Origin of the sequence: Marinobacter shengliensis, from assembly GCF_030297115.1 — a bacterium.
GTDB classification, from domain to species: Bacteria; Pseudomonadota; Gammaproteobacteria; order Pseudomonadales; family Oleiphilaceae; genus Marinobacter; species Marinobacter shengliensis.
On record NZ_AP028062.1, the window covers coordinates 2,167,608 to 2,191,826 of the forward strand.

Sequence of the window (24,219 nt, forward strand, 5' to 3'; positions counted from 1 at the left end):
CCTCAGCGATACTCAATGTGCATTTCGACGTCGATATCCCGCTCAAACAGTTCGCTTTCCAGTTCTTTCATGACTTCCTGATAGACCATTTTCCGGGTCATAACCGGCAGTTTGTCTGCCAGCGCCCGGCCGGTTCGGGATTCGCGCTTTGCCAGGGCAATCGGATCCAGCACCCGCAACGTAAGCACCAGTTCCGGTTCGCGATGGATATCACTGATATCCTCGTTTTCGAGCATGTTGTTGATCATTTTGCGCTGTTCAAGCAGTTGCCAAAGCAGTAAACCGCTGATGGCCAGCAATATCAGGCTTGTGATGGTCAGAAAGATGATCAAGGGATGCCTCCACACTTGTGTCATTATGCGCCACAGTGTGCAACAAGCTGTATGACAAACGATTGGCCGGCCGGACGCCTGTCATGGTGTATCCGGGAAAGTCGTGCCGGTTTTAAACCTGTTACCATCAATTCAATGAAACTCGAAAGGAATCCAATATGGTCTGGATAAAGGCGTTTGTTGCGGGCTTTCTCGCAACACTGATTTTCCATCAGGGGCTATTTGCCGTGTTTTACCTGGCAGGTGCCGTACCCGCAGCGCCATTTAACCTTACTCCCGTGCCGCCATTGGGGGTACCATCGGTGATCTCTCTGGCATTTTTCGGCGGGTTATGGGGTGTCGCGATATGGGCCATCGCCGGCCGCCTGAAAGGAGCGTTGTACTGGCTTGGCCATGTGATACTGGGTGCCGTCGGCCCAACCGCCGTAGCGATGCTGGTTGTCTTTCCGATGAAGGGTTTGGCAGTATCAGCTCAGACTTGGGTAGGTGGTCTCATTCTTAACGGCTTCTGGGGGCTGGGAGTGGCCGTATTTATGGTGCTGATGGCAGCAAAAGCGTCTCGCCAACCCTGACCGATCAGAGATATTCGTACACGCAAACCAAAAAGGACATGTAATGACGAATTCCAAGCAGGCAGACTATGATCTGGTGGTATTTGGTGCCACCAGCTTTGTGGGCCAGATTCTGACCCGATACCTGGTAGAGAACTATGGCGCGGCCGGCAAGGTGAAGTGGGCGATCGCTGGCCGTTCAGAGGGCAAGCTGAATACCCTCAAAGCCGAACTGGGTGCTCAGGCTGCGGACTTGCCGGTTCTGGTGGCAGACGCGGCCGACGATGCCGCACTGGCGGGCATGTGCCGACAGACCCGCGTGGTGATCTCCACCGTTGGCCCATACGCATTGTATGGTGAACCGCTGGTCAAGGCCTGCGTGGACACTGGCACCGATTATTGCGACCTGACCGGTGAGGTGCAGTGGATTCGCCGGATGGTCGAGGGCTATGAAGCCCCGGCCAGGAAAACCGGTGCTCGCATTGTCCATTGCTGCGGTTTCGACTCAATCCCGTCTGATATGGGCGTCTGGTTCCTGCAGCAGCAGGCTGAGAAAGCCTTCGGCAAAACCTGCCAGGATGTGCGCATGCGGGTGAAGGTCGCCAAGGGCGGCTTGTCCGGTGGCACCGTGGCATCCATGATTAACGTGGCCAAAGAAGCTGGCGCCGATCCGAAACTGCGCAAGGAGCTGGCCAATCCCTTCTCGATCTGCCCGGAGGGCCACCGTTCGAAGGTGCGTCAGCCCAGCCTGAAAACCGCAGAGTACGACAAAGACTTTGACGTGTGGCTGGCGCCGTTCGTGATGGGTGCCATCAACACCCGCGTGGTGCACCGTTCAAACGCGCTTCAGAAGGCCCGTTACGGTCAGGAGTTCACCTACGACGAAGCGATGATGACCGGAAAGGGCGCCAAAGGCCGCCTGACCGCTTACGGCATCACCGCCGCACTTGGCGCTTTCTTTACCGCTTCCGCCATCAAGCCAACCCGTTGGGTGGTTGAGAAGTTGGTGCCCAAGCCCGGTGAGGGCCCAAGCCCGGAAGACCAGGAAAACGGCTTCTATGACCTGCGTTTTGTGGGGCGTACCACAGACGGCAAGACCATCATCACCAAAGTCACCGGCGATCGGGATCCGGGTTACGGTTCCACGGCCAAAATGCTGGGCGAGGCAGGCCTGTGCCTGGCGTTTGATTTGTCAGACGATGACCAGGGCGGTTTCTGGACGCCGGCTTCCATGCTGGATGGCAAACTGCTGGAGCGCCTGACCAGCAAAGCTGGCCTGACTTTCGACGTGTTAGAAACCCGCTGAGGGTCAATTCAGATGCAGGGTATGGCCGGAGGAGGGCAATAGCGCCTCCGGTCCATGCCCCAGGCAGATAACCGCTCGATCTTCCAGCCATCGATTGATCTGGGGCGCTATCCGCCCCCTGGTGTCTGTATCCACTCCAGTAAAAGGTTCATCCAGAATCACCAGGGGTGCCGTGCTCAGCAACACCCTCGCCAGCACCAGACGCCTTGCCTCACCACCAGACAGCCGGTTACCGGCACTCCCCAGCCAGGTGGATAAACCTTCGGCTTCACGGGCAAACCTGTCTGCCAGCTCTACCAGTTCCAGAATACGCCATAGATCCCCATCGGTAGCATTGGGGTTGCCCAATAACAGATTGGCTTTAACCGTGTCTTCGAACACCACCGTCGCTTGTGTGAGATAGGCGCAGGGCAGGGAGGCGAGCTTCCCTTGCCGGGGCGGAATCACGCCGGCGAAGGTATCCGCCAGTGTAGATTTACCGGAGCCGGAGGCGCCAACAATGCCGAGTCGTTCTCTTGGGCCAACCTTGAGGCTGAAATGGGTCAGAACCGGTGGCAGCCCTGGGTGGCCAACCGAGAGATCCCGTGCTTCCAGTGCATTGGCGGTGGCTTCTGCCGGCTGCCTGTCAAACGCTGAAGAATAATCGGTTCCCGGAGCGGGCTGCACCTCCTGGTTCAGGCGCCGGGCTGCAGACAGGGTGGCGCCGAGTTTGGCAAAGGCATCGGGCAGCATGGCATAGACTTCCAGCAGTCCCATCAGGGCGATGGGCAGCAGAACCAGCACGGGGCCGGTTACCGATCCCTGGTTAAACAGGGTAATACCAACCCACAGTGTCACCACAACCGCCAGATTCACGATTAACTGCGTGGCTGCCTGATGCCATCCGGCACGGCTATCCACCCGCGCCTGGGTTCTGGACATCGACAGCGCTTGCCTCATCAACCGGCCGGAGTGTTTGCCCGTGCGCCCGGCTGCAGTGAGTTCGGCAAATCCTTCCAGGTGCTCAATAACATCGCCACGGAGTTTCTCCTGCTGGTCACTTAGCTGGCCCGATAAGTGTTGTGTACCGGCGAACACTCGCCAACTCGAAAGCAAGATAGCCACCGCCAACAGTATTAGCAGTATCAGCGCCAATGAGCCCGAGAACAGCAGCCATGCTGAGAGCACCAGCAACACGCTGACGACCCCGGCCAGGGCCGTGGGCGCGATCACCCGAAGGTACAGGGTATCCAGAGCATCCACGTCTGCGGTAAGCCTGGATAGACATTGGGCGCCAGATTTCTGGCCCCGGTCACGGTGTCCGGCTTCGGCCATTCGGTTAAACAGGGCAACACGAATATCGGTTAGCAACTGCAGTACCGTGTTGTGGTTGTACACCCGCTCAAGATAGCGGGAGACCGTGCGGGACACCGCGAAAAAACGGATGCCGCCGCCCGGAACGTACAGGTTGATGTAGGCTTGTGTGCCAGCGGCCAGCAGCAGGCCCACCAGTGCGGTCTCGGTCAGGAACCAGCCCGACAAGGCCAATAACCCGATACCGGAGAGCAGGGTAGCCAGCAACAACAGGGCACCAACCACCAGGCGGCCGCGCCGCTGAAGAATCAGGTCCAGCCAGGGCTTGAGCTCATGCATGGCGAACCTCGCCGTCATTGACAATCAGCACCTGGTCCGCGAGGGCCAGCAGGGCTTGGTGATGCGTTGAGAAAACCAGCGTCTTGCCCGCTTCCGCCAGTTTGTGAAGCGCTTCCAGAACCAGAATCTCGCTGGTCGCGTCCAGCCCGGCGGTGGGTTCATCCAGCAGGATCAGGTCATAATCCGCCAGGAAAATACGTGCCAGGCTCAGCCTGCGAGCCTGCCCGCCGGACAACCCCTGGCCATCTTCCCCGATCAAACTGTGAATACCCTGGTCCCGGCTTTCAAGCACACTGCCCAGGCCCACCAGGCGCAGCGCGTTCTCAATGGCAATGTCGGATGCCTCCGGACTGGTCAGGCGGAGGTTGTCTGCCCAGGAGCCCTGTATCCAGAACCCGCGCTGGCCAAGCCAGCCAAACGGGCACTGGCCGGGTGGCTGGCCGAACACGCTGATGGAACCGCTATCCGGCTGGATAAACCCTGCCATCAAGTGCAACAAAGAGGATTTGCCACCTCCGGAGGCCCCGGTCAGCGCAACCGCTTTTCCGCGTTCAATGGTCAGTTCAAGGTTGGCGAATACCGGCTTGCCGCCCTGGTAGCTGAGGGTGACGTTGTCCAGGCTAAGACCATGATCCGGCAACGATGCGGGCGTATCGGATGCAGGCTCCCCGCCAACGGGGGTTGCCAGTCGAGCAAGGATTTCAGCGCCGGCGCCAAGAGCGGCGGCCCGGTCGTGGTAGTGTTGCGACAGCGTTCGCAGCGGCTGGAAGAACTCCGGCGCCAGCAACAGAATCAACAAACCGGAGAAGAGTGTGAGGTCCGCGCTGGGCCCATAAGTGATGTAGCCCAGCAATCCAAAACCAATGTAGATGGCGATCACTGCGATGGCGACGGAGGCAAAAAACTCCAGTACAGCGGAAGACAGAAAGGCCACCTTGAGGGTTTTCATGGTGATCTTACGGTATTGGTCAGACCGCCGATGCAGGGTGCGGGAAGCATCCTCCGTCTGACGAAACAATTGCAGGGTTGTGAGGCCGCGGACCTTGTCCAGAAACTGGCCAGATAATCGACTGATGGTCTCGAAATGCTGCTGGTTGACCTTCTCGGCACCCATTCCCACCAGCGCCATGAAGATCGGGATCAGCGGCGCGGAAAGCAGGAGAAAAATGCCCGCCAGCCAGTCCAGCCAGAACACCAGAACTAGAATGGCCAATGGCACAATCACCGACAACGACATTTGCGGCAGGAAGCGGGCGAAGTAACCATGTAATGCTTCCACATGGTCCAGCCATTCCCGGGCCAGGGTGCCGGCGGAGCTGTCGGCGAGCGCTACCGGGCCAGCATCCCGCCAGTGGCGGTGAATCTGTCGTCGGGCATCGCGCCGCACCTGTTCGCTGCAGCGCGCGGCAAACTGTGTCTGGAAACCCTGGCCCAGCGTGCGAACCAGCAGCGCAGCCACCAGGGCCACGAACCAGGGTGTGAGGGTAGACGCAGTCTGGCCCTCAATGACGATTTGATGCACCAGCCAGGCCAGCAGAGCCATCTGAACGATGGTTGCCAGCCCGACCAGCGCCCCGGCCACGACCGTGGCGCGAATCCACCGCTGGTTTTTCCGGGCGAGCCCGGCAAGCCATTGGCGAATCTCAGCCTGGGCCGGTTCCGCCACTCAGTGGTACCCCTCACCTGCACGGACTTTGCCGCGGAACACCCAGTAGGTCCAGGCGGTGTAAGCCAGCACGATGGGGATAACGAAGAGCAGCCCCAGCAGCAGGAACAGCTGCGATTCATAGGCAGAGGCGGCATCCCACAGGGTGTACTCCGGGGGAACCACATAGGGCCAGCGGCTGACAATCAGGCCCAGGTAAGTGGTGATGAACAGTCCCATGGTCGCCACAAAGGGCATGCCCTCGAAGCGATTGCGAACCGAGCGCCAGATCTGGAACGCACACAGCAGAGTCAATGCCGGCAGAACCCAGATGACTGTGATGTGATCAAACCAGCGCTCACGGACCATGTCATCCACGAACGGGGTCCATACGCTGATGATGGCGAAGATCACCAGCACAGCGATCAACAGCGGCGTGGTGATGCGGTATGCCCATTCCTGCAACCGGCCTTCGGTTTTCATAATCAGCCAGGTAGAGCCGAGCAGTGAGTAGCCAGCCAGCATGCCCAGGCCTGTCAGCACCGTAAACGGTGTCAACCAATCCAGCGCGCCACCCACATACACGCCATCCACGGTGTTGAAGCCCTGAATGTAGGCGCCAACAACAGCACCCTGCGCGAATGCGGCAATGGTAGAACCACCGGCAAACGACCAGTTCCAGAGATATCGGGAGGTACGGGCCTTGAAGCGGAACTCGAAGGCCACACCCCGGAAAATCAACCCGGCCAGCAACAGGAACACCCCGATATACAGCGCGGGAAGAATGATTGAGTAGACCATGGGGAAGGCAGCCAGCAGGCCGGCGCCACCAAGCACCAGCCAGGTTTCGTTGCCATCCCATACCGGAGCCACGGTATTCATCATGGTGTCGCGATCAGTCTCTGACGGGGCAAAGGGGAACAGGATGCCCACGCCCAGATCGAAACCGTCCATCAACACATACATGATCACGCCAAAGCCGATAATAAATGCCCAGATGAGGGCCAGATCAAACAGTTCCATAGTCAGTGACCTCCCTCGTTAGCGGGTTTGGCGTGACTGACATCACCCCTGCCAGATTCAATTTCGAACGGAACATGGGTGGCCGACAGTGGTCGGGCAGGGCGCTCGGCCTCGTGCTCATCCTCGTCGTGTTTGTCTTCCAGGCCTACGAAAAGAACCCTCATCAGGTAGTACACGCCGGCTGAGAACACCAGAGAGTAGACCACGATATAGCCAATCAGGGTGAACAGAGCCATGGCTCCGGTCAGCGAGGGTGTGACAGACTCTGCGTGAGTCATCATGCCGTAGACCAGCCAAGGCGCGCGACCCACCTCAGTAACGAACCAGCCTGCCAGTACCGCAAAGAACGGCGTAATGCTCATGAACCGCAATCCCTGGAGGAACCAGCGAGACTGGTAATAGCGGCCCTTCGCCCGCAGGAACAGGCCGGCAACGGCAAATACAATCATCAGCATGCCAAGGCCAACCATAACCCGGAACGACCAGAACACAATGGCTACTGGCGGCTGCTCTTCCACAGCCACTTCGTTCAGCCCCGGCACCTCTCCGTCCCATTCGTGGGTAAGGATCAGGCTGGCCAGGCTCGGAATGCCGATCTCGAAGTGGTTGGTCTGGTTTGCCTGGTCCGGAATAGCGAACAGCAACAGCGGCACGTTACGCGAGGTTTCCCAGTTGCCTTCCATCGCGGCCACCTTCACGGGCTGATGCTCCAATGTGTTCAGGCCGTGGAAATCGCCTACAACCAATTGCGCCGGTGCAATGAACAGCAGCAGCCAGAGGCACATGGACAAGGCCTTGCGGTTGGCTTCGACCTCGCGCCCGCGCAGGATATACCAGGCGCTCACGCCCGCTACCACAAAGCCGCCAGTGAGGAATGAGGCCAGGGCCATGTGCATGAACCGGTAGTAAAACGACGGGTTGAAGATGGCCTCGCTCCAGGAGACCACATAAAAGATGCCATCCCGCAGCTCCACACCGGCCGGGGTTTGCATCCAGCTGTTAGCTGCCAGAATCCAGAACGATGAAATAAAGGTACCGGTGGCCACCATGATCGCAGCGAACAGGTGAACACCCGGGGGTACTTTATCCCGCCCGAACAGCAACACACCCAGGAACGCAGCTTCCAGGAAAAACGCCGTGATCACCTCATAGCTCAGAATCGGGCCAAGGAAGTTGGCCGACGCTTGAGAGAAGTTGCTCCAGTTAGTACCGAACTGGAACGACATTACGATACCGGACACCACCCCCATACCGAACACAACCGCGAATACCTTGGTCCAGAACGTCGACAGTTTGATCCAGACCGGGTTGCGCGTTTTGAAGCCCAGGCCTTCAAGAACGGCGATATAGGAAGCAAGCCCGATGGTAAACACCGGGAAAATGGCGTGAAATGACACGACAAACGCGAACTGGATTCGCGATAGGATGAGCGGGTCGAGTTCCATAGTACCTCCGGTAACTCAAGCATAATCATAACAAACGGGCCAGCGAACCCGTTCAGCCGCTGCCTTAGTTGATTTTGTTATGTTGTTATTACCGGCAGTTCATTACGATGCTACAAGAATCATAGCAGAATGGGATAGGGCAGTTTGTCGCACCCCTTGATCAATAACAATTATGGTGAGCCTGATGAGCTTTTACGAGGATAGAATTCTCCCGCATATCATAGACAAAGCCTGTTCAATGGGCCAGGTCATGAAGCTGCGCAGCCAGGTGGTGCCCAGGGCCAGGGGCCGAGTGCTGGAAGTTGGCATGGGCTCTGGCATCAATCTGGAGTTTTATGACCAGAATCAGGTTGAAATGGTCTATGGCCTGGAGCCCTCAGAAGGCATGAGGCGCAAGGCTCTACCAAACCTGAACCGCTCACCGATTGCCGTGGAGTGGCTTGACCTGCCCGGAGAGAAGATACCGCTGGACGACAACTCCGTGGATACGGTTTTGCTGACCTTCACGCTCTGCACCATCCCGGACTGGCACGCGGCGTTGCTACAGATGAAGCGAGTACTCAAGCCCGGCGGCGACCTGCTGTTTCTGGAACACGGCGAGGCACCCCACGACACCACCCGAAAATGGCAACATCGCATCACGCCGGGCTGGAAAATGTTCGCCGGTGGCTGCCACCTCAACCGCCAGATTGCAGACCTGATTCGCCAGGCCGGCTTTGAAATCCAGGAACTGGAAAACCTGTACATGCCAAACGCGCCGAAAATAGCCGGTTTTATCTACAAAGGGCGCGCCACCAAGCCGGTTTGATTCAAGTTGGCGGGAAAGTGAGCGATGAGGGCTGCGGGAGTGGAACGGAATTGCGTTACGCCATCGGGCCTTATACAATTCCGCCCTTCAAGAATCTCCCCTCCGATGCCCGGATGGTGAAATTGGTAGACACAAGAGACTTAAAATCTCTCGGCCGCAAGGCCGTGCCGGTTCGATTCCGGCTCCGGGCACCACTATTATTTCCCTTTGCGTAAATCCGGACATAAAAAAACCGCCCCTTGAGTCAAGAAGCGGCTTTCACTGCGTCACTGTGCTCTGAAATCAGGCAGCTTGGCGCATCTTGCGGCGAACGCCCAGTCCCAGCAGGCCCAGGCCAAGCAGGGCCAGGGTAGAAGGCTCTGGTACCGATACCGGACGAGAGGTGATCAAGCCTTTCAACATGGCGGTATTGGATTTGTTTTCCTTGGTCCAGAATTCATCAGCCAGCCCACCGTCGTAAAAGAAGCCGGCGATGTCAACGAAGTAGTTTACGCCGCCGATCAGGAAGCTGTCTGAGGCCCCTACGTTCAGGGAAAAGGTCACTCTGTCAGCACAGCCATTGCTGTTAATGCCGGTGTTATTCGCACCACCATTTGCGCATGGGTTGTCTGCGTTAGGGGTTTCCCAGTGCTGGAACTCGAAGACCGACATAACCGTTTCTTCGACGCCATCAATTTCCAGTGTTGATTGCACTGTTAACTGCGCGAACGTCAATGAGGGTTCATAGATCGGATAGTTGAAGTGAGTGAAGGTGCCCAGGTTAAAGGCAACGTTTTCGTTCACCAACGCTGGAGTAGCGGCGCTGTCGAAACGGTAGCCACTCTGCCCGCTGGAGGTCGCAGGATTTCCCCAACGAATTTCGTTGGTGTTCTGACCAGTTACATCCGGAAAGACCGGCGTGGTTGCAGTCCACAATCCGGTAACGCTGGTCAGGTTAATAACGGCAGCGCTCGCTGTTCCTACGGACAACATTGCTGCGGTTGCGCCGGCAACCAGTAGTTGTTTAATCATGAGAGGCACTCCCTGTGAGCATGTCGTTGTTGTGTCGCGATCGGAATAGCGCTTCCGAGGCATACACGGATACATCAGCAATTGGAGTGCCTGAAGGTGAAATTGCTCAAATTAACAAAAGCTAAGAGGAAGTGATGCCACTGATAACGTGGGAGCCGGGGTGTCCATGTAAATAATCTGGACACACCCTTGGTGGAACCAAAGGCAACCAGCCGGCCGGCGGGAAGTCATCGTTAGGGGTTATTGATTCTGTTCCTGATCTTGCTCCCCTTGCGCCTCTGGCACCGGTTCCTCGTACTGCGACTCCTGGACTGGCATTACCGGGCGTATCTGATTGATATCGCCAGTGGGCACCCTGGGGTCATCTTTTATCAATACCATGAGGGCGCCACCCAGGATCAGGACCAGAAGTGCTATTTTGATCAGTACATTGCGAGACATAGATTCTCCTGTTTGCATTCGCCTCCTATTACCCTGAGGGCTCTGGTGCTAATTACAACCATTGTCCAAAGGTCGGTTCGACAGAGGCGCAGGGTTTGGTGATACTGCCCGGACGTGTTTTGAGGGAGGAGCAGGCTATGACACAAGCAACCGGTAATCTGGTGCGACAGCGCACGGAGAATGGCATCACCACCGTAACGCTGAGTCATCCGGAGCGGCGAAACAGTCTGTCGATGGCCATGCTGGAGGCATTGTCAGATGTTTTTACAGCCATAGAACAGGATTCCGAAACCCGTGTGGTGGTGCTGGCTGCCGAGGGGCACGTATTCTGCGCGGGGCATGATCTGCGGGAGATGCGTTCGCAGTTCGACAGCCATGAATTCCAGCTGGCACTGTTTCAGCAATGTAGCAAGGTAATGCAGCAGATCGTAAACCTGCCGCAGCCAGTGATCGCCAGGGTGGCGGGGGTAGCCACGGCGGCTGGTTGCCAGCTGGTTGCCAGCTGTGACCTGGCCGTGGCGGAGCAGGGGGCCCGGTTTGCCACCCCTGGCGTGAATATTGGCTTATTCTGTTCCACGCCAATGGTGGCGTTGTCTCGAAATGTCTCCCGCAAGCACGCCATGGAAATGCTGCTGACCGGGGAACTGATTGATGCGCCCAGGGCGGAGTCCATAGGGTTGGTTAACCGGGTGGTCGCGGCAGACGTTCTGGATGAGACGGTGTATCGAATGGCGGCAACGATTGCCAGCAAGTCCGGGCATACCCTGAAAATCGGCAAGGCGGCGTTCTATCGCCAGCTGGAAATGCCGTTATCAGACGCCTACGAATACACCGCAAAGGTGATGGCGGCTAATGCCTGCACGGATGATGCTCAGGAGGGGATCTCGGCTTTTCTTGAGAAGCGTGACCCCAATTGGAAGCACCAGTAAGACTGTTGTTTTTATGGCTGGCAGGCCTGTTCTGCCGGCCATACAAGCTGATCGCCCGCAGTGATGCCCCGCGCCTCGAAGAAGCCCGCATTCATTTCCACAGCGTTCCAGAACCGCTCCCCTGAGGGATAGGTTGGGCAGTTCCGGCCTTCGGATGAGGGGCAGGGAGTCATTGTATGGATACTGACGATAACGCCTTGCTTATCCAGATAGGCGATGTCCAGGGGGATCAGAGTCTGGTACATCCAGAATCCGTGATTGGGTGAGCGTTCGGTCTGGTAGGTAAACAGCATGCCGGCGTCTTCTGCCAGTGTGGTTCGTTCCATCAATCCCCGTTGCCGCTGCTTGTTTTTACTGGCCACCTCAAGCACTACGGCATGCTTGTGATCGGTGGTCGCAAAGCAGGCTTCCACAGTGGGCAGCGGTTCCAGCGTATCGGCCAGTGCGGCCGGGGCAAAACCCGCCGTTATCAGCGTGGCGACAACGGCAGCGCTGAACGGCCTCATGTACGCAACCTGTAACCGGTTTTGAAGATCCACCACACGGCGACCATACACAAAGCCAGGAAGACCAGGGTCATACCCACGCTAATGGCCACATGAACATCCGCCACGCCATAGAAGGCCCAACGGAAACCGCTGATCAGGTACACCACCGGGTTGAACAGGCTGATGGTTTGCCAGATGTCGGGCAGCATGTCGATGGAGTAGAAGGTGCCACCCAGGAACACCAGAGGCGTGACGATCATCATGGGTACAATCTGCAGCTTCTCAAAACCGTCTGCCCAGATGCCAATGATAAAACCGAACAGGCTGAAGGTGATGGACGTCAGTACCAGGAACGAGAGCATCCAGAATGGGTGCAGAACCGAGTAATCCACGAACAGCCGGGCGGTGGCCAGGATGATCAGGCCGAGGATGACAGCCTTGGTGGCGGCGGCGCCCACGTAGCCAAGCACAATCTCGAAATAGGAGACCGGCGCAGACAGCACCTCGTAGATGGTGCCGGAGAACTTGGGCATGTAGATACCGAAGGAGGCGTTTGAAATGCTTTGCATCAGCAGCGACAGCATCACCAGCCCGGGGATGATGTAGGCGCCGTAGTCGATACCGCCGATCTCGCCCATGCGAGAGCCTATGGCCGAGCCGAACACCACAAAATACAGGCAGGTGGAGATCACTGGCGACAGCACACTCTGCATGACGGTGCGTTTCATGCGCGCCATCTCGAACTTGTAGATTGCTTTTACACCGTACAGATTCATTACGCTCTCCATTCGTACCGGCGGCTATTCGTGCACCAGGCCAACAAATATTTCTTCCAGCGAGCTTTCCCGGGTTTGCAGATCCCGGTATTCAATACCCAGATCCCCAAGGGTACGGAGCAGGCGGGCAACGCCGGCCTGCTGTTGCTGGGCGTCGAAGGTATAGATCAACTGGTAGCCGTCGTCTGACAGTTCCACCGGTTCCAGGGTAAGCTCGCCGGGAATCTTTTCGAGCTTGTTCTGGAGGTGCAGGCGCAGCTCTTTCTTTCCGAGCTTGGACATCAGGCGATCTTTGTCTTCCACCAGGATGATTTCACCCTGGCGTATCACCCCGATGCGGTCCGCCATTTCTTCGGCTTCTTCGATGTAATGGGTGGTGAGAATGATGGTGGTGCCGGTCTCACGAAGTTTGCGCACCATTTCCCACATGTCACGGCGCAGTTCCACATCCACTCCGGCTGTGGGCTCGTCCAGGAACAAAATACGAGGCTCGTGAGACAGCGCCTTGGCAATCATCACCCGTCGTTTCATGCCGCCGGAGAGAGACATGATGCGGTTGTTGCGTTTGTCCCAGAGTGAAAGGTCTTTCAATACCTTTTCGATGTGGGCCGGCTTGGGTGGTTTGCCAAACAGCCCACGGCTGAACGACACCGCATGCCAGACCGTCTCGAAGGAATCGGTATTCAGTTCCTGGGGAACCAGGCCGATGGCCTCCCGGGCTTTGCGGTAGTCTTTCACGATATCGTGGCCGGCGGCTTTTACTTCGCCATCGCCTTTATTGACGATGCCGCAGATGATGGAGATCAGGGTGGTTTTGCCGGCACCATTGGGGCCAAGCAAGGCAAAAATCTCACCGGGGTAGATTTCCAGATTGACGTCTTTCAGGGCTTGAAAACCGTCGCCGTAGATCTTGTTCAGGTGCTTTACGGAAATGTCCGGTTGCACGGGCGTGTCCTGTTTTTTGAGTGACTCAGACCAGAAAGCCCGACATTTTCTCATGCTGGCAGCAGTTTAGAAACCTTTGCTATGTCGGGATTTATCCCCATAATGCCCACTTTGGAACAGCTGGGGGCGGAGAATGGTACGAGCCATCGTGATCGTAGGTTTAGTGGTGGGAGCAATTGTTCTTACGCTGTTTGGTTCGCGCCTGCTCGATACCACGGGTGATACCGCTGACCATCCCGAGTGCGATCTTCTGGCAGGTGCCTGTAGCTGGACCACCCAGGATGGCGAATGGCGAGTGAGGTTGCAGGAGGTAGAAGAGGGCGCCCAGGGTATGGAATACGTTCTTCAGGTTTCCGTTCCGAAGGCGCCTGACCGTTTTCTGGCTGTCCTTAAAGGCCAATCGATGTACATGGGGGAGTATCCGGTGCCGCTGGTTCGGGAAGCTCCGCTCGAGTACCAGGCGAGGTTTACCGCACCGTTCTGCACGACCGGCGCCGATATGATCTGGCGAATCGATCTTCAGGATGGTCAGGAAAGATTGGAAAATGTGCCCTGGACACTGGTGTTCAAAGCGCAAAAATAGTTAAATCCTGCAAAATTACAGTTGTTTCCAGGGAAAAGTGATGGATTACGGGGAAAGTGTTCAGAAGGTTCTGTTGCGCAAGATTACGAAAGCCGAGCAGGACCTGTTGCAGCTCAAACTGGACTACTGCCGGTTTGTTTTTGGCCTGTCTCATCGCGCCCGGGTAACCGCTAACGGTAAAACCTGGCTTGTGCGCTCAGTAGACGTGCAGTCGATGACCTACACAGACGACGGCACCTTCACCAAGCCCAGTGTCAGCGGCACTCCCGAAGAAGATGATGCCGGCCGGCAGGTCGTTACCCTCGGTACTGAATGGGAATTGGCAACGGTCAAATAAAGGCGTTGCCGGTTACCACCTCATAGAGGCTGAATGCCGGTGGTACGAACTGATGCTCTGCCCAGAATTCCGCGCCTTCCAACCCTGCACGATAACAGGCCAGTAGTTCGCTGCTCGAGGTAAGGGTGGCGATGGCCTGGATGGCCGCCGGCTGGCGGATCCCGGTTTTCCGATGCACGATTCTGGCAACCAGCCCTGCCAGGGCGTCGTTATGGCGATTGGCTCGTGGGCTAAGGGCGCAGGCGGCACCGTACAGCCAGGCAGCCGTGTAGGCGCGCACCACCTCTGGAGCATCTGTTAGCGCAAGTCCTTTGACCCGGCAGTCACGCTCCTGCAATGCGGCCAGGATATGCAACTTGGTAAACAGTTCCGTTTTGTCGGAAGACTCAACTGATGGGGATTCCGACTTCGGCCGGGAAGGGTGTTCCGGGGCGGGCGATTGAGTAAACGGTGCACCCTCAATACCGCCACCATTTCCGATAACGCCACCCTGAACCAGGGATTCCTGCCGAATGAGCGAAAACATTCGCAATCCCAGCAAAGCCATCAACATCACGAGCCCAACTTGGGTTATAACGACCAGTCCATTGACCATCATGGGTGTGCCTGCCTTTCAAACATTCGGTTAACTGCTGATGCTGCGAATTGTAACAGCGTGTAACCGAATGGCGAGCCAACTGGCCAGCAGAACGGGCAAAAGCTGGTGGCTAACTCTGAAATTGTGAACGGTATCCCAGCGCTTTAGCAGGTGGGCATGGTTTGCAGTGCCAGTTTGCGACGTATGTAACGGCCGAGGATATCGACGCCAATGTTCAGCAAGGCCGTGATCAGTATCAGGATCATGGCGCGGTCAAACTGAATGTTCTGGATGGCGGAATCCACATAGAAGCCCAGGGTGTAGATACCCAGAATGCCCAGAATCGCGGTTTCCCGCATGATGATTTCCCACCGGTAGAACAGAAACGCCAGGAACGATCGATAAACCCGGGGCACCAGTTCCCAGCTGTAGCGGGCGAAACCCTGTGGGGCGTCCGGGCGCAGGTGGATGGTATTGGTCTGGCGGCCAATCAGGTGCCCGATGATGCCGCCGTTATGCAGCGCGAGGGCCACCACAGCCGGCAACATGGATGGGCCCCACAGCTGCAGCAGAATGTAAGCCAGGATGTATTCCGGGGTGGAACGGGCAATCACCAGAAACACGTGGCCGGAGGTGCGGCGCACTGGCCCGCCAAAGTGTTTCGAGATCAGCGGGAATGCCAGTAGCGACAATATCCCCGTGGCCACCAACGCTATCTGGGTGAGCACTACCGTGTTCCATATACCAGGCAGGGCCTCGCTGACCATCACATCGCCAAGCCAGCTGGAGAAAGCCGCCAGGCCTTCACCATTGCGTAACGGCGCCGGCACGATGTCTTCGGTAAAGAAACGCTCAACGTTACCCCAGACAATCGGAAAGCCCTCTCCCAGAAAGAACGGTGCAGCCAGGATGTAGACAGGCAGTACCTTGGGCCGTACCCAGAGCGGCATGGTGGCGATCAGAACGTAGAACAGAATAAGCATTGCCCCGGCATCGGAATACATGCCCTGGGAGAACGATGTCTCCAGATAGAAGCCAAGAGTAGGCAGCCCGACAAACCCGAGGATAGCGGAAGACCGCAAACCGCATTCAAGGCGGTAGGCGGTGTAGGTGCGCAGCTGAACCCAGCAGTCCGGTATCCGGGCGTACAGGAACGCGGCAATGGCGTGGGTGCCTTTAGGCAGAAGTTGCGCCGGTTCCGGGTCAGACTCATCCAGGATTTCTGAATACACCTTGGCAAAGATGCCGGCGTAGGGGATGGCAATCGCCAACACACCGGTCAGCGGGTGAAAACCAAAGAACTGAAGGAAGATCAGCGCCCAGAACAGTTCATGGATTGCGCGGATGAACGCGCAGAAAATTCGTACCGGCATGAAACGATACAAAAGCGCCAGCAGGAAGCCGAAGAAACTGCCAAGGGTGACGCCCACAAAACCAAAGGCAACCGTGCGCAGCAGAGCGGTTAGCAGGCCTTCGGTACTGAAAAAATTGGGGGTAACCACTCCCAGAAAGAATTGCCCCAGATCCCGCCAGGGGTTGGCGGTGGTAATGGCAATGTCGGCCACCAGCAGGCCTGCCACGGCAATGGCAAGAAACAGAAAGCTGGCGCGAACGGTGGGGTAAGAGAACATGGGGTGCCGGCGCTGCCTGTCAGTAAAGCGTCATGATATCAGACGCGTTCAGTTTGCTGGCCGGTTGGTCCAGTGCCACCTGTCCATCCTGAATACCCACGATCCGGTTACAGTAGGCAAGGGCCATATCCACATCGTGGAGTGCAATCACGCTGGTATGGAAGCGCTCTGTCAACGCGTTCATAACCAGATGCGCCATAGGGCCGTCCAGGGCAGAGATCGGTTCGTCGGCCAGCAATATCGGGGCATGCCTGTACAGGGCCCTGGCAATGGCAACCCGCTGCCGCTGGCCACCCGACAGCGAGGCCGTGGGTGACCATTGCTTTTCAGCAATGCCCAGTTGATTCAGCAGGTCGCTGATGACGGCGCGGTCCTTGCGGAACGGCCGGAGCAGGGTAAGGGTGTTGTACCACAGCGGGTGTTGGTCCAGCTGGCCCATAAACACGTTGTGAAACACCGGTAGGGCGTTGACCAGCCCAAGCCCCTGGGGGACCAGCGAGGCGTCGCGGGTCAAACGTTCATACAGCAGTTTGATCAGCGTGGACTTACCGGCACCGCTCTTGCCCACCAGGGCCACATGCTCACCATCGTTTACCTTCAGAGACAGCGGGCCTATCACCCGCTTGTCTCCAAAACTTGCCTTTAGCTGATCAAATGAAAAGCCTGACATCAATCGATGATTCCAATGTCTTTGGCAACGCTGCGAATGGGCTCATAATCATCGTTGGAGGCGGGAATAAAGCCTTCACGGGGGAAGCTCTCCAGCAGAGCGGGGTCGTCCAGATCAAGCAGGGCCTGGCGAACCCTGTCCGTGAATCCTTCACCGAAACGGGCGTCAACGTCGCCACGGATGGTCCACTGGTAGTTGGGGAAGCCCGGGGTCTTCCAGATAATCCGGACGTCGTCTGTATTGATATTGCCGTCTTCCAGTTCCTTTTCCCAAACCTTGTAGTTGAGTGCGCCGACTTCATAGGTGCCGGACTCGACCAACCTCAATGTTCGGGTGTGGTTGCCGCTGTAACCGACGCGGCTGAACACTGATTCCGGCGCTTCGCCGAAACGCTGGCGGATGTGGTACTCGGGAATCAGGCGGCCGGAAGTCGAACCCTTGGAGCCAAACGTGAACGTTTTGCCGCGAACGCCCTCGGGCAATTCGTCACCGCGCTCAAGACCGGTGCTCTTGTGGGCGATGAAGTAGTTGTAAAACGCCTGGTCTTCAACGCCTTGGGCGAGTGCTTCTGAGCCGGGAACCAATGCACGGGCCTGAACACCCGACAACCCGCCAAACCAGGCCAGTTGTACCTGGTTATTGCGGAATGCAGAAATGGCGGCGGCGTAGGACTTAACCGGAATATAGCGTACATCTACCTCAAGTTGCTCCGACAGGTAATCTGCAATGCCGCGGAAGCGCTCTACGAGTTTGGTTTCGTCTTCATCGGGAATCGCGGTAAAGACAAACGTTTGTGCAGACACAGTGCTGGAGGCAAGCAGGATCAGGAAACCGGAAACAAGCCATTTCCGTATTTGCTTGGTGATCATAATCTTTCCTTCTAAAAGAGGGTGATGATGTTGCTGTGGATTGCGACCTGCAGAGGATAACGTGATTACGGTCAAGTCTGAACCGATATACGGTAGAACTCTTTACCTGGAGCATTCAGAGCGACAGAATTGTGCAAAATCTTCCTGGCAGGCCTATGAATATTAGCATTCTTACCCCGGCGGGGCCGGACTCAAAAGCGGGGAACCGCGCAACCGCCGTGCGATGGCAGCAGTTGCTGGAGCAGGCTGGCCATCAGGTAACGGTGATTACAGGTTATGATGGAGAGCCAACAGACCTGCTGATAGCCCTTCATGCCTGGCGAAGTGCCGACGCGATCCAACGGTTCCACACCGAATGGCCTGAAAAGCCACTGATCGTCGCCCTGACCGGCACCGACATCTATCATCACCAGTACCAATACCCGGAACCAACCCATGCCTCTATGGCAGCGGCATCGATATTGATTGGCCTGCATGATCTTGTTGCCCAGGACATTCCTGAAACCTTCCGACACAAGCTGCTTACCTTGCGGCAGTCCGCAGCCAAGCCTGCGGTTCGCGGTGGATCCCGGCCAGAGCCAGGTCAGTTCAATATCTGCGTGATCGGGCACCTGAGGGATGAGAAGGATTCCCTGCGTGCCGCTTGGGCCAGCCGGCTATTACCGGAGGAGTCGGCCATCATTGTGTCCTGTGCCGGAAAGCCTCACAACGATGAGTGGCGGGAACGGGCATTGAGCGAAAGCAAGGATAACCCCCGTTTCCACTGGTTGGAGCAACTGGACAAAGCGCAGCTGGAAAATCTGATGGCCGTGAGCAGCCTGATGGTGATCAGTTCTGTGATGGAGGGTGGCGCTAACGTGGTGTCTGAAGCCTGCAGGGCAGGGTTGCCGATTCTGGCTTCGGATATTCCAGGTAACCGTGGCCTGCTGGGTGAGCACTACCCCGGGTATTATCCTGTCAAGGATGAGGCTGCCCTGGCCCGGTTGATGCGCAAGGCCGAAACCGAACCGGAATTTCTGGCACAACTGACTGACTGCGTTAAGGAGCTGGCAGAAACCTTCACTCCGGAGCGCGAACGCCAGAGCCTGGAACAGGCCGTGGCGCTGGCGCTCGCTGCGGTTAATCCCGCAGGGTGATGGGTTCTATCGGGCCGTTTTCATCCTGGGCAAGTACCCGGCCGATAATCGCGGTGTGGGGATAGCCCAGGCCCTTGAGCTCCCTGACACAAGCTTCCGCCACCGCTGCGGGCACGCTGGCCAGAAGTCCTCCAGCGGTTTGCGGATCAAAGATCAGGGGATAGCGGGGGTGGTTAACCCAGTCTCCCTGGTCCCGGATACCCCGGCGCAGCCTTACGTTAGCCGGCTGCAGCGAGCTTAAAATCCCTGCTGCCACGGTTTCTTCCGCACCAGGCAGAATGGGGATAGCGGTCAGGTCCAGCTCGGCATCGACACCGGAAGGCCTGGTCATTTCCACCAGGTGCCCCAGCAGGCCAAAACCGGTGACATCGGTGCAGGCCCGTGCCCCGTGGCGCAGCAAGCACTCAGCAGCAGCTTTATTGGACTGGACCATGGAGGCCAGCGCGGCATCAATCCAGCGCCCCTTGGCCGCCAAACGGGCATGGGCGGCGAACAGGGTGCCAGTACCAATGGGTTTGGTCAGCAGAAGCACATCACCGGCCTTCAGGCCGCCCTTGCTCATGACCTTGTCCGGATCGATCAGGCCATTCACCGCAAACCCGAGCGCAAGCTCCTTGCCTTCGCCGGTATGGCCGCCGACCAGTGCACAACCCGCCTCGTTAAGCACCTCCACCGCGCCAGACATCATCTGGAACACGGTATCTTCCACCTTTGATTCGATCCCGTACGGGACAGTCGCCACCGCCGTAGCGCTCTGGGCTTCTGCGCCCATGGCAAATACATCACCCAGGCTGTGATTGGCGGCTACCTTTCCGAAAATGTAAGGGTCATCAATGAACGCCCGGAAAAAGTCCACGGTATGGACCACCGCCTTACCCGGTGGCACTTTCAACACTGCAGCATCATCCGGTGCGTGCAGGCCGATGAGAATGTCGTCGCGCTCAATCGGGCGCAGCTCACCCAGTGCCCTGGACAGTACCGTGCTGCCAACCTTGGCGCCACAACCGCCGCAACGCATGGCAACGGCCGATATGGCCTGGGAGGCTTCTTCGGGATTCTGGGCGGCCGAGGTGTCTGGCAGTCTTGCGCTGTCTTCCATGGCCGGCAGGTCAGTGAATTTCTTCATGAACCGACGGTCAATCCAGTCTTTCCAGCGCCAAACCCAGGCGCCCGAAAACCCGTAATTGCCTTTGGAGGCGACGGCGAACTGGTCACCGGTGCTGATCAACGCCAGCCAGGTTTTCTGGGGATTGAACGGTCTGGGTGGTTTTCCCAGAGCCATGCGTTTGAGGTTATCCGCCAATGGCCGCCCCTGGCGCACCGCAAACACCCCGGCTTTTTCACGGGGGTGGTTCACCACGTTGGCGATGTCGCCGGCAACAAAAATGTGGGCGTCATTCGCTGTCTGCAGGGTGTCCCGAGCCCGGATAAACAGGCCGTCATCCAGTTCCAGGCCGGTGGATTCGAGCCAGGCCGGGCCGCCGGCACGGGTAACCCAAAGCACTTCGTCGGTTTGCAGTGTCTGGCCGGATTCGGTGGCCAGTAGCCCTGCGTCTACCCGGGAAACAGCATCACCCAGATGCAGTTTTACCCCCCGGCGAACCAGTTTGTCCCGGAACACCGCACGGACCTTGGCATTATGGGTGGGCAGAATCTCGTTTGCGGCGTCGAACAGATGAAAGTGCAGTTGGTCCGGGTCTTTGCCCCGGTTTGCAAGTTCATTGCGCAAGCGGAACTGCATGGCCAGGGTGAGTTCCACCCCGCCGGCACCGGCACCCACAACGGCGATGGTCATTGGGCCATCGTGGTTCTCGATGCGTGACAGCAGCGATAGCCATCGGTTGTTGAACCCGGTAATGGGCTTGACCGGTACCGCATGTTCCGCAGCACCGCTGACCTCAGCAACCCGGGGAGAGGAACCAATGTTGATCGACAGGATATCGTAGGGAACGTTCGGGCGGCCTTTGCAGATGACGCGTTTTGCCGCACGATCAATGCCAGACACTTCCGCACGGTAGAACCGGGCACCGGCATACTCTGCCAGCCGGCTCAGATCAATATGCACATCGTCATAGCTGTAATGCCCCGCCACGTAACCGGGAAGCATGCCGGAATAGGGGGTGTGGGTATCACGGCATATGAGCGTGAGCCGAACGCCGGGGACCGGATTCATGGCGAATCGCTTGAGGACCCCGACGTGGCTGTGCCCGCCACCTACCAGGACAATGTCCCGTAATACAGGTTGATCGGGTGTTTGCATCAGATGACTTTCTTGGCTTCTGCAGACAGCTCACTGAACCCTTTGATGCTCTTGAAGGCTTCCAGTTTCTGTTTATCGGCATCGCTCGGGTTGGCGATCTGGTCGATGGATGTAATGCCGGCATCTTTCATCTTCTTCGCCGTTGCCGGGCCAATACCCTTGATGCGGGTCAGATCAGACTTGTCCGCCGGCTTGGCGGTTTTGGCTGCTACCGGTTTCTTTGCTGCAGGCTTTTTGGCGGCGGCAGGCTTGGCCTTGCTGGCAGCCGGTTTTTTAACGGCAGGCTTCTTGGCCGCGGGCTTCGCACTCGTCGCCTTTTTAGCGGCAGTCGTAGCCTTCTTGGCGGTGGTGTCTGCGGCTTTCTTGACGTCTTTGCCAGATTCCTTGGCTGCAATACCCAGCTTGTCCAGCAATGAGCTCTGCAGTTCGTGGAATTCGTTCATCCGGCGTTCGAACTCTTCATTGAAGCGCTTCACTTCACGCTCACGGAGCTCGTCCATTTCCTTGAGCAGTTTGCGAACCGGATCCTGAACCTGATGCTGCAGGTGGTCGAACTGCTTCAGGGCATCATTGATGAGTGTTTCAATCTGAGCCGTGGTTTTCTCAAACTCTTTGTTCACTTTTTTGACAATCTTATCAACACTGGGTTTGGCTTTCTTTGCCATAGGGCGTCTCCTTACAGAGGGGGATAGAACGATGGAACGGTGTATCAGGCCAATTGCCTCATTCCGTTGGTCGTATTCGAGCTTCGTCTGGATTTGAGGCTTTGCTTCTTCAGAAGCACTTCACGAATACGGCGTAGCTTGTCCGAAAGAGGGGAGTTATCTCCGGATTCAAGTTGAAAAAAATCAATAGAGTAGAAGAAGTTGCTACAGTGCTTTCTCTTTTCGGTAACCAGTCCGGTAACACCCTCGGCGCGGATCTCTTCAAATGGCATATCCATAATGAGGTCGAGTGTAATGGTGTCGCCGGGCTTGAACAGCTTGTCGGTTTTCATCACGCAGCCGTAGCTGTCTAGCTCATAAAGGCGAGCTTCCACGGTTTCTTTGCGAAACAGGCCGTGGCGTACGCGGAAACGGGCAACAAGATCCGGTAGTTCTTCGTTCATGAAATGCTTTCTCTGCCTCTGAGATCAGCCAGATTATTTGAGCATAAATTAAACAATAGACGGGCTATTTAATTTTGGCAATGCCATCAGCTGTCTACCGTAACCCTTTCATGGAATAGTTCAACATCCGCCCCCCGCAAAGGGGGCCAGATGCGGTCCTTATCTGGTTTTCAATTCGTACAGATCAACACGGCGATCTTTCAGATTGGTGACTGAGCCTTCGTTACGTACCAATTTGAGTTTCTCCAGGTCCATATCCGAGAACATGATCATTTCGGTGTTCGGGGTGGTCTCCGCCATCACGGCATCGTGCGGGAATGCGAAGTCAGACGGCGAGAATACGGAGGATTGCGCGTATTGGACGTCCAGGTTCTCTACCTTGGGCAGGTTGCCGACACTGCCGGTGATCACCACATAACACTCGTTTTCGATGGCGCGGGCCTGGGCACAATGGCGAACCCGCAAGTAGCCGTTTTTGGTGTCGGTCCAGAAGGGTACACAGATGATGTCCACATCCTGGCTGGCAGCTACGCGCCCGAGCTCCGGAAATTCGATGTCGTAACAGATCATAATGGCAACCCGGCCGGCATCTGTATCGAATACCTGGAACTTGTCGCCGCCTTCAATAACCCAGTCGCGGCGTTCATGGGGCGTGATGTGGATCTTGCGTTGCTCGTCCACGCGGCCATCCCGATGGCACAGGTACGACACGTTATAAACCCGGTCGTTCTCGATCAGCGGCATGGAGCCGGTGATAATGTTGATGTTGTAACTGACCGCCATTTCCGACATTTCATTGCGGAACTGCTCGGTAAATCCGGCAAGAAAACGAATGGCACGCGTCTGGTCCATCTGGTCGGTCAGGCCCATCAGGGGTGCGTTGAAGAATTCCGGGAACAGGGCAAAGTCACTTTTGTAATCAGACAACGCATCCACGAAATACTCAACCTGCTTCAGCACTTCCTCCACTGAGGTGAATTCCCGCATCTGCCATTGCACGGCACCCAGGCGAACCTGAGTTTTCTTTACGTTCAGCACCGAGGAGGGCGGGGTATACAGGATGTTCCGCCATTCCAGCAGGGTGGCATAACCCAGCGACTTTTCATCTTCCGGAAGATACTTGTGCATCAAACGGGTTACCTGAAAATCGTTGGACAGCTGGAAGGTGAGAATCGGATCGTAGATCTCTTTGCGGTCGACGCGATGGATGTACTCTTCCGGCGTGTACTGTTCGGAATACTTGAAGTAATTGGGGATACGCCCGCCTGCGAGAATAGCCCGCAGGTTCATGGAACGGCAAAGTTCCTTGCGGGCTTCATAGAGCCGCCGGCCCAGGCGGTAGCCCCGGTACTCGGGATGAATAAATACATCCAGGCCATAGAGCGAATCGCCATTGGCGTTGTGCCAGATTTTCTCGTTACGGAGGATCAGGTCGTCGTAGGCGTGGGGGTTGCTGAAGCGCTCGTACTTAACGCATACGGTCAACGCAACGGCTACCAGGTGCCCGTTGTCTTCAATACAGATCTGACCGTCCGGGAACTGCTCAACCAACGCCTTGATGGTTTCCTTTGGCCATGCGCCACCGATATCGTCGTAAACCTCGTCCATCAGCTCCTGGAGCTGGCTGTAGTCTTCAAGCGTCAGGTTTCGCAGATTCAGGTGGAGCTCTTCATGGGCCATCTGGTGTATCTCCTTTGGTTTGGCAGCCTTGGTTGC

Annotated in this window: 25 protein-coding genes and 1 tRNA gene; 8 read left to right on the forward strand and 18 right to left on the reverse strand. The window is 57.0% G+C overall.

The annotated features are described in order from the left end of the window. Positions 1 to 2 precede the first annotated feature (2 nt). Positions 3 to 332: a hypothetical protein gene (locus QUE75_RS09985; RefSeq protein WP_058089793.1), complete on the reverse strand. Its 330-nt coding sequence runs from the start codon at positions 330 to 332 to the stop codon at positions 3 to 5. Between the two features lie 158 nt (positions 333 to 490). Here QUE75_RS09985 and QUE75_RS09990 point away from each other — a divergent pair, with 158 nt between their 5' ends. Beyond that, positions 491 to 904 carry a hypothetical protein gene (locus QUE75_RS09990; RefSeq protein WP_061332890.1) on the forward strand — a complete coding sequence of 138 codons (414 nt, stop codon included), beginning with the start codon at positions 491 to 493 and terminating at the stop codon, positions 902 to 904. Positions 905 to 947: 43 nt separating this feature from the next. Continuing rightward, positions 948 to 2,189, forward strand: coding sequence for a saccharopine dehydrogenase family protein (locus tag QUE75_RS09995; protein ID WP_286249694.1), 1,242 nt, complete (start codon positions 948 to 950; stop codon positions 2,187 to 2,189). 3 nt (positions 2,190 to 2,192) lie between these two features. On the opposite strand, the gene cydC is transcribed toward QUE75_RS09995, so the two are convergent. From cydC to QUE75_RS10015, 4 genes are read right to left on the reverse strand one after another with little or no spacing between them, the layout of a single operon-like run. Further along, a complete protein-coding gene (gene cydC, locus QUE75_RS10000; protein ID WP_286249696.1) occupies positions 2,193 to 3,839 on the reverse strand; it encodes a thiol reductant ABC exporter subunit CydC in 1,647 nt (548 codons plus the stop codon). Continuing rightward, the gene (gene cydD / locus QUE75_RS10005) at positions 3,814 to 5,487 is read right to left on the reverse strand and encodes a thiol reductant ABC exporter subunit CydD (RefSeq protein WP_286249699.1); all 1,674 of its coding nucleotides are present in this window, start codon (positions 5,485 to 5,487) and stop codon (positions 3,814 to 3,816) included. The genes cydC and cydD overlap by 26 nt, the downstream gene beginning before the upstream one ends. Continuing rightward, the gene (gene cydB, locus QUE75_RS10010) at positions 5,488 to 6,489 is read right to left on the reverse strand and encodes a cytochrome d ubiquinol oxidase subunit II (RefSeq protein ID WP_286249701.1); all 1,002 of its coding nucleotides are present in this window, start codon (positions 6,487 to 6,489) and stop codon (positions 5,488 to 5,490) included. Positions 6,490 to 6,491: 2 nt separating this feature from the next. Beyond that, complete coding sequence (locus QUE75_RS10015) at positions 6,492 to 7,934, reverse strand: cytochrome ubiquinol oxidase subunit I (protein ID WP_286249702.1); 1,443 nt, start codon at positions 7,932 to 7,934, stop codon at positions 6,492 to 6,494. Between the two features lie 184 nt (positions 7,935 to 8,118). Between QUE75_RS10015 and QUE75_RS10020 the strand changes: the two genes are divergently transcribed. After that, positions 8,119 to 8,742, forward strand: a complete 624-nt coding sequence (locus QUE75_RS10020; protein ID WP_286249704.1) for a class I SAM-dependent methyltransferase — start codon at positions 8,119 to 8,121, stop codon at positions 8,740 to 8,742. A gap of 107 nt (positions 8,743 to 8,849) precedes the next feature. Continuing rightward, positions 8,850 to 8,936 (forward strand) — tRNA-Leu (locus QUE75_RS10025). 88 nt (positions 8,937 to 9,024) lie between these two features. On the opposite strand, the gene QUE75_RS10030 is transcribed toward QUE75_RS10025, so the two are convergent. Beyond that, complete coding sequence (locus QUE75_RS10030) at positions 9,025 to 9,753, reverse strand: THxN family PEP-CTERM protein (protein WP_138436194.1); 729 nt, start codon at positions 9,751 to 9,753, stop codon at positions 9,025 to 9,027. Positions 9,754 to 9,993: 240 nt separating this feature from the next. Beyond that, positions 9,994 to 10,194, reverse strand: a complete 201-nt coding sequence (locus tag QUE75_RS10035) for a hypothetical protein (RefSeq protein WP_072677310.1) — start codon at positions 10,192 to 10,194, stop codon at positions 9,994 to 9,996. A 137-nt stretch (positions 10,195 to 10,331) separates the two neighbouring features. Here QUE75_RS10035 and QUE75_RS10040 point away from each other — a divergent pair, with 137 nt between their 5' ends. Beyond that, a complete protein-coding gene (locus QUE75_RS10040) occupies positions 10,332 to 11,123 on the forward strand; it encodes an enoyl-CoA hydratase (RefSeq protein ID WP_286249713.1) in 792 nt (263 codons plus the stop codon). Between the two features lie 11 nt (positions 11,124 to 11,134). Here the strand turns inward: QUE75_RS10040 and QUE75_RS10045 are convergent, their stop codons facing one another. The 3 genes from QUE75_RS10045 to QUE75_RS10055 are packed head-to-tail and all read right to left on the reverse strand — an operon-like array spanning position 11,135 to position 13,332. Beyond that, on the reverse strand, positions 11,135 to 11,629 hold the full coding sequence (locus QUE75_RS10045) for a DUF192 domain-containing protein (protein WP_286249715.1): 495 nt from the start codon (positions 11,627 to 11,629) through the stop codon (positions 11,135 to 11,137). Further along, positions 11,626 to 12,387 carry an ABC transporter permease gene (locus tag QUE75_RS10050; protein ID WP_058089804.1) on the reverse strand — a complete coding sequence of 254 codons (762 nt, stop codon included), beginning with the start codon at positions 12,385 to 12,387 and terminating at the stop codon, positions 11,626 to 11,628. Before QUE75_RS10050 ends, QUE75_RS10045 begins: the two co-directional genes overlap by 4 nt. Positions 12,388 to 12,411: 24 nt before the next feature. Beyond that, positions 12,412 to 13,332 carry an ABC transporter ATP-binding protein gene (locus QUE75_RS10055; RefSeq protein WP_061332901.1) on the reverse strand — a complete coding sequence of 307 codons (921 nt, stop codon included), beginning with the start codon at positions 13,330 to 13,332 and terminating at the stop codon, positions 12,412 to 12,414. Positions 13,333 to 13,480: 148 nt separating this feature from the next. Between QUE75_RS10055 and QUE75_RS10060 the strand changes: the two genes are divergently transcribed. Next, positions 13,481 to 13,915 carry a hypothetical protein gene (locus QUE75_RS10060; protein ID WP_244178315.1) on the forward strand — a complete coding sequence of 145 codons (435 nt, stop codon included), beginning with the start codon at positions 13,481 to 13,483 and terminating at the stop codon, positions 13,913 to 13,915. Between the two features lie 40 nt (positions 13,916 to 13,955). Beyond that, positions 13,956 to 14,252: a hypothetical protein gene (locus QUE75_RS10065; RefSeq protein WP_286249724.1), complete on the forward strand. Its 297-nt coding sequence runs from the start codon at positions 13,956 to 13,958 to the stop codon at positions 14,250 to 14,252. On the opposite strand, the gene QUE75_RS10070 is transcribed toward QUE75_RS10065, so the two are convergent. The 4 genes from QUE75_RS10070 to QUE75_RS10085 form a co-directional block, all read right to left on the reverse strand. Beyond that, positions 14,245 to 14,778 (reverse strand): hypothetical protein, encoded by a 534-nt coding sequence (locus tag QUE75_RS10070; protein WP_286249725.1) that lies wholly within the window; start codon positions 14,776 to 14,778, stop codon positions 14,245 to 14,247. The genes QUE75_RS10065 and QUE75_RS10070 overlap by 8 nt on opposite strands. A gap of 215 nt (positions 14,779 to 14,993) precedes the next feature. Further along, the gene (locus tag QUE75_RS10075) at positions 14,994 to 16,460 is read right to left on the reverse strand and encodes a PhnE/PtxC family ABC transporter permease (RefSeq protein WP_138436199.1); all 1,467 of its coding nucleotides are present in this window, start codon (positions 16,458 to 16,460) and stop codon (positions 14,994 to 14,996) included. A 19-nt stretch (positions 16,461 to 16,479) separates the two neighbouring features. Further along, positions 16,480 to 17,130: an ATP-binding cassette domain-containing protein gene (locus tag QUE75_RS10080; RefSeq protein WP_061332906.1), complete on the reverse strand. Its 651-nt coding sequence runs from the start codon at positions 17,128 to 17,130 to the stop codon at positions 16,480 to 16,482. Further along, on the reverse strand, positions 17,130 to 17,999 hold the full coding sequence (locus QUE75_RS10085; protein ID WP_106695758.1) for a putative selenate ABC transporter substrate-binding protein: 870 nt from the start codon (positions 17,997 to 17,999) through the stop codon (positions 17,130 to 17,132). Before QUE75_RS10085 ends, QUE75_RS10080 begins: the two co-directional genes overlap by 1 nt. Before the next feature lie 155 nt (positions 18,000 to 18,154). Here QUE75_RS10085 and senB point away from each other — a divergent pair, with 155 nt between their 5' ends. Continuing rightward, complete coding sequence (senB, locus tag QUE75_RS10090) at positions 18,155 to 19,135, forward strand: selenoneine biosynthesis selenosugar synthase SenB (RefSeq protein ID WP_286249730.1); 981 nt, start codon at positions 18,155 to 18,157, stop codon at positions 19,133 to 19,135. On the opposite strand, the gene selD is transcribed toward senB, so the two are convergent. The 4 genes from selD to QUE75_RS10110 all read right to left on the reverse strand — a co-directional run bounded on the left by selD (position 19,119) and on the right by QUE75_RS10110 (position 24,183). Further along, entirely contained in the window at positions 19,119 to 21,395 is a 2,277-nt protein-coding gene (selD, locus tag QUE75_RS10095; RefSeq protein WP_286249733.1) for a selenide, water dikinase SelD, read from the reverse strand. The genes senB and selD overlap by 17 nt on opposite strands. Continuing rightward, positions 21,395 to 22,060, reverse strand: coding sequence for a helix-hairpin-helix domain-containing protein (locus QUE75_RS10100; protein ID WP_061332910.1), 666 nt, complete (start codon positions 22,058 to 22,060; stop codon positions 21,395 to 21,397). The genes selD and QUE75_RS10100 overlap by 1 nt, the downstream gene beginning before the upstream one ends. A gap of 44 nt (positions 22,061 to 22,104) precedes the next feature. Further along, complete coding sequence (locus tag QUE75_RS10105; protein WP_061332911.1) at positions 22,105 to 22,503, reverse strand: hypothetical protein; 399 nt, start codon at positions 22,501 to 22,503, stop codon at positions 22,105 to 22,107. Between the two features lie 159 nt (positions 22,504 to 22,662). Further along, positions 22,663 to 24,183 carry a bifunctional GNAT family N-acetyltransferase/carbon-nitrogen hydrolase family protein gene (locus tag QUE75_RS10110; protein ID WP_061332912.1) on the reverse strand — a complete coding sequence of 507 codons (1,521 nt, stop codon included), beginning with the start codon at positions 24,181 to 24,183 and terminating at the stop codon, positions 22,663 to 22,665. Positions 24,184 to 24,219 lie beyond the last annotated feature (36 nt).